At 59.8% G+C, this 13890-nt stretch carries 11 protein-coding genes; all 11 read left to right on the top strand.

Going from position 1 to position 13890, the window contains the following annotated elements:
* Window positions 1–88 precede the first annotated feature (88 nt).
* The 11 genes from DXD24_RS01415 to DXD24_RS01365 all read left to right on the top strand — a co-directional run bounded on the left by DXD24_RS01415 (window position 89) and on the right by DXD24_RS01365 (window position 13792).
* Window positions 89–337, top strand: a complete 249-nt coding sequence (locus DXD24_RS01415) for an HPr family phosphocarrier protein (RefSeq protein WP_035136856.1) — start codon at window positions 89–91, stop codon at window positions 335–337.
* A gap of 189 nt (window positions 338–526) precedes the next feature.
* On the top strand, window positions 527–769 hold the full coding sequence (locus DXD24_RS01410; protein WP_233502288.1) for a FeoA family protein: 243 nt from the start codon (window positions 527–529) through the stop codon (window positions 767–769).
* Between the two features lie 39 nt (window positions 770–808).
* Complete coding sequence (locus DXD24_RS01405) at window positions 809–1030, top strand: FeoA family protein (protein WP_006234774.1); 222 nt, start codon at window positions 809–811, stop codon at window positions 1028–1030.
* Window positions 1031–1153: 123 nt separating this feature from the next.
* Window positions 1154–3481, top strand: coding sequence for a ferrous iron transporter B (locus DXD24_RS01400; protein WP_117645923.1), 2328 nt, complete (start codon window positions 1154–1156; stop codon window positions 3479–3481).
* Window positions 3482–3656: 175 nt separating this feature from the next.
* Window positions 3657–3857 carry a hypothetical protein gene (locus DXD24_RS01395; RefSeq protein ID WP_035136858.1) on the top strand — a complete coding sequence of 67 codons (201 nt, stop codon included), beginning with the start codon at window positions 3657–3659 and terminating at the stop codon, window positions 3855–3857.
* Between the two features lie 143 nt (window positions 3858–4000).
* Window positions 4001–5080, top strand: a complete 1080-nt coding sequence (locus tag DXD24_RS01390; protein WP_117563666.1) for a LacI family DNA-binding transcriptional regulator — start codon at window positions 4001–4003, stop codon at window positions 5078–5080.
* 461 nt (window positions 5081–5541) lie between these two features.
* Window positions 5542–6969 carry a glucuronate isomerase gene (uxaC, locus tag DXD24_RS01385; protein WP_117563665.1) on the top strand — a complete coding sequence of 476 codons (1428 nt, stop codon included), beginning with the start codon at window positions 5542–5544 and terminating at the stop codon, window positions 6967–6969.
* A 96-nt stretch (window positions 6970–7065) separates the two neighbouring features.
* Window positions 7066–8580 (top strand): tagaturonate reductase, encoded by a 1515-nt coding sequence (locus DXD24_RS01380; protein ID WP_117563664.1) that lies wholly within the window; start codon window positions 7066–7068, stop codon window positions 8578–8580.
* Window positions 8581–8658: 78 nt separating this feature from the next.
* Window positions 8659–10143, top strand: coding sequence for a UxaA family hydrolase (locus tag DXD24_RS01375; protein ID WP_117563663.1), 1485 nt, complete (start codon window positions 8659–8661; stop codon window positions 10141–10143).
* Window positions 10144–10522: 379 nt separating this feature from the next.
* Window positions 10523–12082 carry an MFS transporter gene (locus DXD24_RS01370; RefSeq protein WP_157758022.1) on the top strand — a complete coding sequence of 520 codons (1560 nt, stop codon included), beginning with the start codon at window positions 10523–10525 and terminating at the stop codon, window positions 12080–12082.
* A gap of 114 nt (window positions 12083–12196) precedes the next feature.
* Window positions 12197–13792 carry a glycoside hydrolase family 28 protein gene (locus DXD24_RS01365; protein ID WP_117645921.1) on the top strand — a complete coding sequence of 532 codons (1596 nt, stop codon included), beginning with the start codon at window positions 12197–12199 and terminating at the stop codon, window positions 13790–13792.
* The last annotated feature ends 98 nt before the right edge of the window (window positions 13793–13890 follow it).

Here is a 13890-nt window from a genome sequence, read left to right as displayed (position 1 = left end):
GGAGGGGCCCTCGATAAGCATCTAACGCTACAATAACTACCACGTGGCTGGGTTTGCCGGCCGAATGTGTGATGTCGTGGGAGGGGACATGGTCGAGTTTACAAAGACGATTAAAGATCCGTTGGGACTACACGCCCGCCCGGTTGCGCTGCTCTATGACATCATTGCCAAGCATCGTAGCGACGTGTCGGTCAGCATTGGCGACCGCCACACCGACGGCCGTGACGTGATGGGCCTCATGGCGCTTTACGGCGAATGTGGCGAGGACATCGTCTTTCGCGTTTCGGGCGTAGACGAGGCTTCGTGTGTCACGTCGATCAGAAACCTCTCGCTCTAAGCATGACAGGGCGCGGCAAAGGACAGCTCTTTGCCGCGCCTTTTTGTTTCGTATGGGAAACTTTTTCGAAAACTGAATAGGGACCCTTTTCAAAAAGTTAACCACGTGTTAGTTTACTATAGCGAACATAGACGTGGTTAACTTTTGCTGCGTCGATGTTGAGGACGAACTGACGTTAGGAGCGCACTCATGTCTTGCGGACCGCAGATGCCGGCTTTGCCGCTCTCGATGGTAAAGGCGGGCGAAACCGTGCACGTGTCTCGTGTAAAGGGCAATCAGGACATGAAGCACCACCTCAAGGACCTCGGCTTTGTCGAGGGCAGCGAGATTCACGTGGTGAGCTCGAGTGGTGCCAATATCATCGTCACCGTGCTGGGCGCACGTTTTGGCATCGATTCCAAGGTTGCCATGCACATCATGACCGTCGGTTAGTCCGCAGCATTTCATTAAAACCGAAAGGGGGACAAGAGGATGAAGACGTTGGGTGACGTTAAGGTAGGCGAGAGCTCTACTATCGTCAAGCTTCACGGTGAGGGCGCGCTGCGCCGCCACCTTATGGACCTGGGGCTCATCAAGGGCACTTCATTCAAGGTCGTAAAGGTTGCGCCGCTCGGTGATCCGGTCGAGATCAACGTACGCGGCTACGAGCTTTCCATCCGCAAGGAAGAGGCTGCCGTCGTAGAGGTCCAGTAAGGGCTTGCGGCGTATATTTCTGCAGGTAAAGTTAGGTATTTCTAACTTAATGCAGCAACTTTAAAGCACATTATCCAGCCTGCGCGGAGAAAGCAGCGCAGGCACACAAGGAAGAAGGATTGAATGGCGGATTCTCAGATCCATGTCGCGCTGGCGGGTAACCCCAACTGTGGCAAGACCACGCTTTTCAACCTGATCACGGGCGCCAACGGCTACGTTGGCAACTGGCCCGGCGTCACGGTTGAGAAAAAGGAGGCCAAGCTCCTAAGCGACAAGAACGTTACCATCACAGACCTCCCTGGCATCTACTCGCTTTCCCCCTACAGCCCCGAGGAGCAATGCTCGCGCGATTACCTCATGAGCGGCGAGCCCGATGTCGTCGTCCAGGTGGTCGACGCCACCAACCTCGAGCGCAACCTGTACCTGGCGCTTCAGGTTATCGAGACCGGCCTGCCCGTGGTCGTCGCCCTCAACATGGCCGACTTGGTCGAGAAGAACGGCGACAAGGTCGACACGGACAAGCTCTCCAAGAAGCTCGGCTGCCCGGTCATGATGATCTCGGCCCTTAAGAACAAGGGCATCAACGAGCTGTTCGAGCAGGTCAAGAAGTCCGCTGCTTCCAAGGGCCAGGTGCCGGAGCACAAGTTCGATTCCTCCATCGAGGACGTTCTGGACCACATCGAGAACAATCTGCCGGCGAGCGTTCCCGCCAACAAGCGTCGCTACTACGCCGTCAAGCTGTTCGAGCGCGACGCGGACGCCTGCAAGCTCATCAACCTCACTAAGGAGAAGGCCGCTCGCGTGGAGCAGCTGGTCGCCCAGTGCGAGCAGGATTGCGACGACGACGCCGAGTCCATCATCACCGGCGAGCGCTATGGCGTGATTGCCCACATTATCGACGAGTGCATGACCAAGGCTCCGGCCAAGATGAGCACCTCCGAGAAGATCGACCGCGTGGTTACCAACCGTATCCTGGGCCTGCCGATCTTTGTGGTCATCATGTTCTGCGTGTACTACATCGCCGTTTCCACCCTGGGCGGCACGGTGACCGACTTCACCAACGACCAGCTCTTCGGCACCGACGGCTGGTACGTGCTCGGTCAGGGTCGCGACGCCTATGACGCGGCTGTTGAGGCTGCGGGCGACAACGCCGACTCGGTCGACCCGGCACAGTACGGCCCCTATGTCCCGGGTATCACCACCGCGGTGCATGACGCTCTCGTGGCGGGCGGTACCGAGGACGGTGGCCTCGTCGATTCGCTGGTCTGCGACGGCATCGTGGCTGGCATCGGCGCCATCATGGGCTTCGTCCCGCAGATGTTCCTGCTCTTTGTGATGCTGTCTTTCTTGGAGGACTGCGGTTACATGGCCCGCGTCGCCTTCATCATGGACCGCGTGTTCCGCCGCTTTGGCCTGTCCGGTAAGTCCTTTATCCCCATGCTCGTGTCCTCGGGCTGCGGCGTCCCCGGCGTCATGGCTACCAAGACCATCGAGAACGAGAAGGACCGCCGCATGACGGTCATGACCACCACGTTCATCCCTTGCGGCGCCAAGCTGCCGATCATCGCCCTACTTATGGGTTCCATCATTGGCGACTCTTCTACCACCGCTGCGTGGATCAGCCCGCTCTTCTACTTCCTGGGCGTCTTTGCCGTCATTGCCTCGGGCCTCATGCTCAAGAAGACCAAGCTCTTCGCCGGCCGCCCGACGCCGTTTGTTATGGAGCTTCCTGCCTACCACTTCCCGGCGATCCGCTCTTGGGCGCTGCACGTGTGGGAGCGCTGCTTCGCCTTTATCAAGAAGGCCGGCACGGTCATCTTTGCGTCCACCGTCGTCGTTTGGTTCCTCTCCAACTTTGGTAGCTACAACGGCGCCTTTGGCTACCTGCCTTCCATGGAGGGCATCCCCGAGGAGTTCATGGATTACTCCGTGCTTGCCATGTTCGGCAACCTGGTCGCTTGGATCTTCGCCCCGCTCGGCTTTAGCACCTGGCAGGCCACCGCACTGACCGTCTCGGGTCTCGTTGCCAAGGAGAACGTTGTCGCCACCGCCGGCTCGCTGCTGTCCGTTGCCGACGCCGGCGAGACCGACCCGAGCCTGTGGACCGCGTTTGCGGCTATGTTCCCGACCATGGGCGCTTGCGTCGCCTTTGGTGCCTTCAACCTGCTGTGCGCTCCGTGCTTTGCCGCTATCGGCACCATCCGTAACCAGATGAACTCCGGTAAGTGGACCGCGATTGCCATCGGCTACGAGTGTGCCTTTGCTTGGGTCATCGGCCTGTTCATCAACCAGTTCTATAACCTGCTTGTTCTTGGGCAGTTTGGTATCTGGACGGTTGTGGCCATCGTGCTGCTGGCTGCGATGCTCTTCCAGATCTTCCGTCCCATGCCCAAGCATGCATGGACCGACGAGGACGAGACCAACACCGCTTCTGCCACGGTTTCCGCCTAAGTCCGAATAAGGATTAGCCCCTTTTCACGAGCCCGGGTGTCCCAGCGACACTCGGGCTTTTTGGTGAGGGAGATGTGGCGTTTCCGCAGATAAAACCGACCAAAATAAACCTGCCCCTTTTTGGTAGGTGGAGAATGGGGTAAAGTAAGTGATGGTTAACTAGAGGAGGCTTGCTATGGCACCTATCGATATTGTTGTACTGGCTGTTATCGGCATTGCGTTTGTCGCCGTGTGCGTGCGCATTTATCGTAAGGGCACTTGCGCCGACTGCGCTCAAGGTGGCGTTTGCACAGGACATTGCTCCAACAAAAAGACCTGCGCCGCACTTAAGGGCGTAGACAAAATCGCCGAAGACTTGGGCCGCGGTATCAAGTAAGGTCCGTCATCCAAGCGCCCCGCGAGCATCCGTTCGCGGGGCGCTTTGCACATTTGGGGGAGAGCGCGGCGAGTTGAAGAGTGATTTTGGGGTATCGTTACCTGTACTGTTAATTGGCAACTTATCTATAACGGAGTAACCCCATGAGCGCTCGCGTAACCATGAAGGACATAGCCGCCGAGCTTGGCGTTTCCATCAATACCGTGCATAAGGCCCTGACGGGCAAGGCCGGCGTGAGCGAATCCGTGCGTGCCAAGGTGAATGCCAAGGCCGAGGCCATGGGCTACCATCGCAACACAAGTGCCTCAAGCCTGCGGCGCAAGGATATCAACCTGGTGTTTTGCCTGCCCCGCGCATCGCGCGAGGGGGCGTACTTTTTCCGTTACCTTTGGGAAGGCTGCAACCGCTTTGAGCAGGAGGTCATCGATCAGGGCATTACGGTTGAGCGCGTAGAATTTGGCGTGGGCGGCTACGCCGATGCGCTCGAGCAGATTGATGAGCGTCTGCAGGTAGGCGAGAAGATTGACGGTCTGCTTGCCTATGTTCCGGGCGATGACCGCGCAACCGAACTCTTGAGGCAGATTGCCGAGGCGGGTGTGGCGATCGAGCTCGTCGACGGCGACCGACCGCACCTCGATCGCCTGGGTGCCAGTCTGGCGGACTATTCCGCGGCGGGCAGTCTTATGGCAGAGCAGGCGGCTAACCTGGTCCACGCTTCTGGGGCTGACGCCCGCGTGCTCCTGTTGGCGGGCGACCCTTATACCGACTCGCACTATCTGACCGCCCGCGCCTTTCATAATTACCTGCGCGAGCACGATATTCCATGGCGGGTTGAGGACCTTGCCGGTGCCCATGCGCAAGTCAAACAGCTCGAGCGCGAGCTTGAGCAGCGCTTGAGTGCGCCGGATGCTCCCGAGCTCATCTGTAGCGTTTTTGCCGTTGGTTCCGAGGTGGTCGCTGACGCGCTTGTTTCGAGCGGCAAGGCCGGCAAGGTCATGGTAATCGGCAACGACCTGTTCCCCGAGAGCGCCCTGGCCTTACGCCGTGGCATTTTTACCAATATCGTCTATAAGGACCCGGTGAGCTTGGCCTACCGTGGTGCCAAGACCTTGGGCGAGTATTTGCTGTGGGGTAAAACTCCGGCGGAGCCCGTGCAGAAGGGTGCTGTGGAGATGGTGTTTGCCAGCAACGTCGACCGCTACTGCGAGCTTGCGGGAATTTAGCCGTTTGGTCAGGTACCCCCTCTTGCGACGTGCATTTTTTGGAGTATTCAGCAATGGCGTGTTCCGAAAGAGGCTCAGAACGACTGTTTTAAGTGCCTCCGATGGCGTAAATCGCCATCGGAGGCACTTTTTTATGCCGATCGGGCGCGATATGCGCATCAAATAGGGCGTCGAGGACGGTGCGCAGTACGCCCCGATGCTGAATATTCCCAAAAATGTACGCCGAGACATGACCCACCTGAGCAAAAACGCCCAGGTTCGGTGTTCGGGGACGTTAGTCCATCCGCAATGCATGCGTGTCACGGCTCCAACAACCGTTGAACGGACAAAATCGACCGTTCACCCCATGGTGGTTAGGTGAACGTTCACCTTTTAAGTCGCAATGAATTAGTATAGTGAACGTTCACCTAGAGGATAACGAGCGCATCGTGCGCCCGCTCCGCCAACAAAGGGGTTGTTTGATGAAAAACTTCATGGACGATCAGGATTTCCTGCTGAGCACCAAGACCGGCGAGGAGCTGTTCCACAACTTTGCCGAGGGCATGCCCATCGTCGACTACCACTGCCACATTTCTCCCAAGGAGATCTGGGACGACAAGCGTTTTGAGAACATCACCGAGGTTTGGCTGGGCGGTGACCACTACAAGTGGCGCCTGATGCGTGCCAACGGCGTCGACGAGCGCTTCATTACCGGCGATGCCCCTGCTCGCGAGAAGTTCCAGAAGTGGGCCGAGACCCTGGGCCGTTGCGTGGGCAACCCCGTCTTTGAGTGGAGCCACCTGGAGCTTAAGCGTTACTTTGGCTACGAGGGTGTCCTGAACGGCAAAACCGCTCAGGAGGTCTGGGACCTTGCCAACGCCAAGCTCGCTGAGGCTAGCTTTACCTGCCGCAACCTGATCAAGCAGTCCAACGTCCGCATGATCTGCACTACCGATGACCCCGCCGACAGCTTTGAGTGGCACAAGAAGATTGCCGCCGACGACAGTTTTGACGTTCAGGTCGTTCCTGCCATGCGCCCCGATGCCGCCCTGCGCATCGAACGTGGCCAGGAGTTCGCCGACTACTGCAAGCATCTCTCCGAGGTTGCTGGCGTTGAGATCAGCGACTTCGAGGGCATGAAGGCCGCCATCTCCAAGCGCTACGACGTTGCCCACGAGCTGGGCTGCCGCGCTTCCGACCACGCGCTCGACTACGTTATGTACGTTCCGGCTACCGCCGACGAGATCGAGACTATCTTTGCCAAGGGCCTTGCCGCCGAGCCGCTTGCCGAGGACGAGATCCTCAAGTACAAGACGGCCTTTATGCGGTTCGTCGCCGGCGAGTATGTCCGCCTTGGCTGGGCCATGCAGCTGCACTTTGGCTGCAAGCGTGACAACAACCGCGCTATGTTCGCCAAGCTCGGTCCCGACACCGGCTACGACTGCATCTCCAACTACACGCCGTCCGACCAGCTGGCCGATTTCCTCAACTCCATCCAGGAGTCCACGGGTCTGCCCAAAACCATCCTGTATAGCCTGAACCCCATTGACAACACCATGATCGATACCGTGATGGGCTGCTTCCAGGAGGCTCCGACCGCCGGCAAGATCCAGAACGGCTCTGCCTGGTGGTTCAACGACAACGAGGTCGGTATGCGCGAGCAGCTCACGGCTCTGGCTAACGAGGGCGTGCTGGGCAACTTTGTGGGCATGCTTACCGATTCGCGCTCCTTCCTGTCCTACCCGCGTCACGAGTACTTCCGTCGCGTGCTGTGCGGCGTGATCGGCGAGTGGGTCGAGCAGGGCAAGTATCCGGCCGACATGGAGCTGCTGGGCGACATCGTGCGCGACATCAGCTACAACAACGCAGTCCGCTACTTTGGCTTTGACCTGGATACCGTCGAGGCTTAAACCCGCATCGAATCACACCGAACTCGGGAGCGCCGTTGCCACACGCGGCGCCCCCGTTTTGCCTGCACGCTAACAGCAATCTAAGGAGAGACATCGATGGAGAACATCAGCTACGAGACGCTCGAGAAGATCGGCTACAAGGGCTACCTGCTGCCCAAGGACGCGCCCGAGAAGGTTCTGCAGTTTGGCGAGGGCAATTTCCTGCGCGCCTTTGTCGACCGCTTCTTTGACATGGGCAACGAGGCAACCGGCTGGAACGGCAAGGTTGTCATGGTCCAGCCCATCAGCGGTGCCTTTGGCTTTGCCGACGGCATTAACGCTCAGGATGACCTGTACACCGTGCTGGTGCGCGGCAAGGAGAACGGCAACACGGTCGACGAGTCTCGTGTGATCAGCGCCTGCAGCCGCTGCCTCAATCCGTATCGCGAGGACGACTACCGTGCCATGATGGAGGTCGCCGTCTCCGACGATTTGGAGATTATCGTCTCCAACACCACCGAGGCCGGCATTGCCTACGATCCGTCTTGCAAGGCCGACGACATGCCGCCCGCGAGCTTCCCCGCTAAGCTTGCCCAGGTGCTCCACACCCGCTGGGCCGCCGGCAAGCCGGGCGTCATCGTGCTCGCCTGTGAGCTCATCGATCACAACGGCGAGGAGCTGCTGCGCATCATGAACCAGTACGTGAGCGACTGGGGCTGGGAGGACGAGTTTGCGCAGTGGATGGCCAACGACTGCACCGTCTGCACCACGCTCGTCGACACTATCGTCCCCGGCCGTATCCGCGACCCCAAGGAGGCCGCTGCCGTGGCCGAGCGCCTGGGCTACGAGGATCCCTTCCTGGCCGTGCGCGAGCCCTTCCAGATGTGGGGTATCCAGGGCGATGAGTCGCTCAAGGAGCGTCTGCCCTTCGTGAAGGCCGGCCTGCCGGGTGTCTTTGTGACCCCCGATGTCACCCCGTACAAGAAGCGCAAGGTCCGCATCCTCAACGGCGCCCACACTGCCTTTGTTCCGGGCTCCTGGGTTGCCGGCTTTGACATCGTGCGCGATTGCATGCACGACGAGACCGTTCGTGGCTTCATGAACACCATGCTCTACGACGAGGTCATCCCGACGCTTGCCGCCGATCTTGATGTCGAGGACTGCAAGGCCTTCGCCGCCGCCGTCGAGAACCGCTTCGACAACCCGTTTATCGACCACGCGCTGCTCTCCATTTGCCTCAACTCAACCGCCAAATGGCGCGCTCGCGACCTGCCCACGCTCAAGGACTATGTTGCCGAGACCGGCAGCCTGCCCAAGTGCCTGGCGACGAGCCTCGCTACGCTCATTGCCTTCTATACGCAGGAGCTCGTTGCTCGCGAGGGCGATGGCCTGCACCTGCGCCGCGCCGACGGCACCGAGTACACCGCTCAGGACGATGCCTTCGTGCTCGACTTCTACGCCGCCCACGCCGGTGCAGACGATGCCGAGCTGGTGCACGACGTGCTCAGCAACGAGCAGATGTGGGGCGAGGACCTTACGCAGATTGCCAGCCTTGAGGAGTTTGTCGTCAACGCGCTTGCCGTCGTGCGCGTCGAGGGCGCCAAGCAGGCCTTCGCCAACGCCCAGGCCTAAATCCTTCTGTGCGCCCGCCGGGCAACTGGCGGGCGCCCGCTGACTTCTGCTCAACCTGTAGGGTTAGGACTCTTTGTAATGAATACTATCCAGATCAATCCGGCCGACAACGTGATCGTCGCGCTGTCGCCGCTTGCCAAGGGCACCGCCGTCGCGGTTCCCGGGGTGGGCGAGGTCGTTGCCGCGGAGGATATTCCGCAGGGCCACAAGATGGCCGTGCGTGCCATTGCGGCGGGGGAGGACGTCGTCAAGTACGGTCTTCCTATCGGTCACGTGACGGGCGACATCCAGCCCGGTCAGTGGCTTCATACGCATAACGTCAAGACCAACCTTTCGGGCGAGGTCGAGTACGCTTACAACCCGACGCATCCGGTCGTTGAACCGGTTGAGCCCGAGACCTTTATGGGCTTCCGCCGCGCTGACGGCCGCGCCGCCACGCGCAACGAGCTGTGGATCATCCCCACGGTCGGCTGCGTCAACGAGGTCGCACGTGCCATGTGCGAGCAGGCTCAGGATCTGGTCGAGGGCTCGCTGGAGGGCGTTTACTACTTCCCGCATCCCTTTGGCTGCTCGCAGACCGGTGCCGACCATGCCCAGACGCGCCGTCTGCTGGTGGCGCTCTCGCGTCACGCAAACGCTGCGGGTGTGCTGTTCCTGTCCCTCGGTTGCGAAAACTGCACGCACCAGCAGGTACTCGACGAGCTCGGTGACTTCGATCGCGAGCGCGTTCGATTCCTCGCCTGCCAGGATGTAGCCGACGAGCAGGTCGAGGGTCACAAGATCCTGTCCGAGCTTGCCGACCTGGCCAAGCAGGCCAAGCGTGAGCCCATTCCTGCCTCCGAGCTGGTCATTGGCCTTAAGTGCGGCGGCTCTGACGGTCTTTCGGGCATTACCGCCAACCCCACGATCGGTCGCGTGAGCGATATGGTTGTCGCCCGCGGCGGCACGTCGGTGCTCACCGAGGTTCCCGAGATGTTTGGCGCGGAGAGCATTCTGCTCGATCGCTGTGAGAGCCAGGACGTCTTTAACGCAGCTGCCGACATGCTCAACGGCTTTAAGGACTACTTTATCAGCCACGGCGAGGTCGTCTATGAGAACCCGAGCCCCGGCAACAAGGACGGCGGCATTACCACGCTCGAGGACAAGAGCTGCGGCTGCGTGCAAAAGGGCGGATCTGCCCCCATCGTCGACGTACTGCCGTATGCCGGTCAGGCTACCAAGCATGGCCTGAACATGCTGTGCGGTCCGGGCAACGACATGGTATCCACCACGGCCCTGACGGCTGCCGGCTGCCACGTAATCCTGTTCTCGACCGGCCGCGGCACGCCGTTTGGCGCACCGGCGCCTACCCTCAAGGTGTTCACCAACCAGCGTCTGTGCGACCACAAGGCCAACTGGATGGACTTTAACGCCGGCGTGGTGGCTACGGGCGAGCGCACGCTCGATGAGGCTGCCGACGACCTGTATCAGATGGTGCTGGACACGGCGAGCGGCAAGCTTACGAGTGCCGAGCGTCGCGGCTGTCACGAGATCAGCATCTGGAAGGATGGCGTCTGCCTGTAGCGGTAAATGGGTTCGCATAGGGCGCTATTGACCATGGCCCCGTCGGGAGTGTTCCCGGCGGGGCCATGTTTGTTCTGTCTGTTCGGGCGTGTCTTTCTGAGAGTACGGGAGCGGCGAAAACAATAAACGTTCACCTAATCGACCTCAAATTTAAACCCACTCAATACCCATGTAATCGTGATTTTTTTCAAGTCAGATGTCCGTTTAACGGCAAAAAACGACCGTTCAAGGATAATATACAAGTGAACGTTCACCTATCATATTCAATCGCGCATAATCTAGCTAAACGTTCACCCTACGAGTGGGCGATATGCAGACAGACATCGGTATGGACTCCAATGTCTTGTTACAAGACAATCGAGAAAAGAGAGGGAGCTCGATGACTAACAAGATCGGTAAAAAGCGCAAGATCACATTCTGGACGCGCTTGGGCTTTGGTATGGGCGGCATGCTCAACTCCGGTGCCCTGAGCTTTACGCACAGCTACATGGTGCTGTTCCTGTCCACGGAGTGCGGTCTGTCCGCAGGCGAGGCTGCGCTGATCAGCTCGTTCGCCATCTATCTCAACGCCATTCTGTGCCCGCTCATGGGCTTTGTGGCCGATAACTTCTACGCTACTAAGATCGGCCGCATCTTTGGCCGCCGCCGTTTCTGGATCTTGCTGGCTATCCCGATGATGGTCGCCGAGCCGCTCATCTTTGTGGCTACGCCGTTTGGTTTCCCGTACTACTTTGTGTTGTACCTGATCTACAACGTCGCGTACACGTTCTGCACCGCCAACCTGTCGCCGCTTACCATCGAGATGACCGATGACTTCAAGGAGCGTACGTACCTCACCGGCTACAAGCACCTCTTTGGTAACGCCGCCGGCTTCCTGATGGCAGCACTCGTCGGCTTTGGCTTTGGCACCTTCGGCGAGACCAACCCGTTCAGCTACTTCATTATTGCTACGATTAACGCTTCGGTCATGGCAATCTCGCTGCTCTGCGTGTACCTGTCTACGTGGGAGCACACCCCCGAGGAGGTCGCTCAGGAGAAGATCGAGAGCGTCGGCGAGGGTATCAAGAAGTTTTTCATCGACGTTATCTCTACCTTCCGCAACAAGTCCTTCCGCAAGGTCCTGTATGCGCAGGTCTCCACGAAGCTCGCCGCTGCCTGCTGGTCTGCGTGCCTGTCCTTCTTCATCGTCTACTGTCTGCAGATTCCTAAGTCCTACGAGTCCGTGATGGAGATGCCCGGCAAGGTCGTCGCTATCGTCTGCACCGCCATCTGGGTCGCCCTCATGGCCAAGAAGGGCTTCCACAAGTCTTGGTACCTGGCAAACGTCGGTTGCGCCGCGTGCATCATCGCCTACAACTACTTCGCCTTTGGTCAGATCAACGGCACCTCCACGGTCGCCATCGCCATGATCGCCTACCCCATCATCTTCGCCATCTGGAAGTTCTTCTACGTTGGCTTCCAGTATCTGCCCGATGTTCTGCTCAACTACATCCCCGATGTCGATGAGCTCATCACCCTGCGTCGTCGCGAGGGCATCTACAGCTCCGCACAGCAGCTCTGCCAGCAGATCGCCCAGGCTGTTGCCGTCAACGTATGGGCTATCGTCCTTGCTGCCTCCGGCTTCATTCAGACCGCCGGCAACAGCGACGCCGTGACCCAGCCCGCCACCGTGCCTCTGTACATCTGCGGCTACATGCTCATCGGCTGCGCCGGCTTCTTCCTGCTCGCGGCCGTCCTTGCCCGCGGCATCAAGATCGACAAGGAGCAGTGCGACATCCTTTGCGACGAGATCCACCGTGTCAAGGAGGGTGGCAAGATGGCCGACGTCAAGCCCGAGGTCAAGGCGCTTTGCGAGGAGCTCTCCGGCTTTAAATACGAGGACTGCTTCGCCCACAACAATGTTGGCTTCCAGGACGGCAGCGTAATTCCCGCCGAGTAGGGCAGGCGCATCGTCCAAACCACAGGGCCGTGCCACCGGAGATCCACCGGCGGGTACGGCCCTTTTTTAAAAACGACTAGTATGAACTTCTGATTACATTTGAGGGAGAGACCCATGGAGACGAACGTTATCTGGCGCAATGCCCGCGCGGCCGTTATCGAGCTCGACGATGGCGGCTACTTTACCTGTGCCGATACGTGGGAGATCTTTGTCAACGATGAGCCCGCCGGTACCACGAATACGGTCGAGACCTATGTCGATGGCCTGACTCCCGGCAAGCGCAACCTGATCCGCTTTGTCTGCGGCGAGCGCGAGTTGAGCGTAGGCGTCACCACGCCGGCGGAGCCCTTTACCATCAACGTTCGCGACTGCGGAGCCAAGGGCGATGCCGAGCACGATGACACCACCAACATTCAGGCTGCCATCATGGCCTGCTCCAAGGGCGGGCGCGTGCTGATCCCCGCCGGCAACTACCGCATCAAGTCCCTCCTCCTTAAGAGCAATATCAACATCGAGCTTGCCGAGGGCGCGGTGCTGCTGGCCCGTCACGACCGCGCGGCGCTTGCCTACATTCCGGGCACGGTCACGGGCGACGAGGGCGCCGGGTATGCCGGCACCGACATGCTGCCCCTGGGCCGCTGGGAAGGCGAGAGCTTTTCGACCTACTGTTCGACCTTTACGGGCCTGAGCGTGCACGACGTGTGCATCTATGGCCGCGGCGCCATCGACGGCCAGACCGATTTTGCCGAGGACAACTGGTGGAACAAGGACTTTAAGAACATCTTCCGTCCCGAGGAGGGCCGCGAGGTCGCCCGCCCGCGCATGATTTTCCTGTCCGAGTGCGAAAACGTGAGCCTTGCCGGCTTTACCGTGCGCAACAGCCCGTCGTGGAATATCCATCCCATTCTGTGCGAGCACGTCGATGCCCTGTGCCTGTCCATCGAGGGTCCCAAGAACTCCCACAACACCGACGGTTTCGATCCCGAGAGCTGCGGTTTTGTCCGCATCCTTGGCTGTCAGTTCTCGGTGGGGGACGACTGCATCGCCATCAAGAGCGGCAAACTGGGCATTGAACCCGAGCTCCGTCCCGCCACGCACGACGTGCTGATCTCGCACTGCTACATGCACGACGGCCACGGCGCCGTGGTGCTGGGATCCGAGGCCGCCGGCGGCATCAAGGACCTCACCGTGAGCAAGTGCCTCTTTGAGCGCACCGACCGCGGCCTGCGCGTCAAGACACGCCGCGGACGCGGCAAGGACGCCGTCAACGAGGGCATCACCTTCGAGCACATTCGCATGGATAAGGTGCTCACGCCCTTCGTGGTCAACTCGTTCTACTTCTGCGACAAGGACGGCAAGACCGACTACGTGCAGTCTCGCGAGGCGCTGCCCGTCGACGACCGTACGCCCGGCTTTGGCGCCACGACGTTTTGCGATATCGAGGCCACCAACTGCCATGCGGCCGCGGCCTATATCACGGGCCTTCCCGAGAGCAAGGTGACGCGCCTGACGTTCCAGGATGTCCATGTGACCTTTGCCGCCGATGCCGAGCCCTTTGTGCCGGCCATGGCCTGCGGCGTGGAGCCCATGGTGCGCCAGGGCATCATCGCGCAGAACGTGAAAGTCCTCGACCTGCAGAACGTGCGCATCGAGGGTCAGGATGGCGACGAGCTGCAGCTGCAAAACGTCGACAAGGTTATCCGCGCGTAGGGTAGTGCTCCTGCACAAGTGAATACGGCATGTTGAGGCGTGCGACGGTCGGGTCTGCCCGGCTGTCGCACGCAATCTATAGGTGCCGGTACTGCACG

The organism is Collinsella sp. TF12-2AT (assembly GCF_003436735.1).
Lineage (GTDB): Bacteria > Actinomycetota > Coriobacteriia > Coriobacteriales > Coriobacteriaceae > Collinsella.
The sequence above is the reverse complement of the archived record's forward strand: the minus strand, read 5'-3'. Positions and strand labels throughout refer to the sequence as shown.

Coding starts and splice junctions, on each gene's coding strand:
- DXD24_RS01410 (WP_233502288.1), top strand. CDS start 527: ATGTCTTGCGGACCGCAGATGCCGGCTTTGCCGCTCTCGATGGTAAAG.
- DXD24_RS01365 (WP_117645921.1), top strand. CDS start 12,197: ATGGAGACGAACGTTATCTGGCGCAATGCCCGCGCGGCCGTTATCGAG.
- DXD24_RS01405 (WP_006234774.1), top strand. CDS start 809: ATGAAGACGTTGGGTGACGTTAAGGTAGGCGAGAGCTCTACTATCGTC.
- DXD24_RS01415 (WP_035136856.1), top strand. CDS start 89: ATGGTCGAGTTTACAAAGACGATTAAAGATCCGTTGGGACTACACGCC.
- DXD24_RS01375 (WP_117563663.1), top strand. CDS start 8,659: ATGAATACTATCCAGATCAATCCGGCCGACAACGTGATCGTCGCGCTG.
- DXD24_RS01370 (WP_157758022.1), top strand. CDS start 10,523: ATGACTAACAAGATCGGTAAAAAGCGCAAGATCACATTCTGGACGCGC.
- DXD24_RS01390 (WP_117563666.1), top strand. CDS start 4,001: ATGAGCGCTCGCGTAACCATGAAGGACATAGCCGCCGAGCTTGGCGTT.
- DXD24_RS01380 (WP_117563664.1), top strand. CDS start 7,066: ATGGAGAACATCAGCTACGAGACGCTCGAGAAGATCGGCTACAAGGGC.
- DXD24_RS01400 (WP_117645923.1), top strand. CDS start 1,154: ATGGCGGATTCTCAGATCCATGTCGCGCTGGCGGGTAACCCCAACTGT.
- DXD24_RS01395 (WP_035136858.1), top strand. CDS start 3,657: ATGGCACCTATCGATATTGTTGTACTGGCTGTTATCGGCATTGCGTTT.
- uxaC (WP_117563665.1), top strand. CDS start 5,542: ATGAAAAACTTCATGGACGATCAGGATTTCCTGCTGAGCACCAAGACC.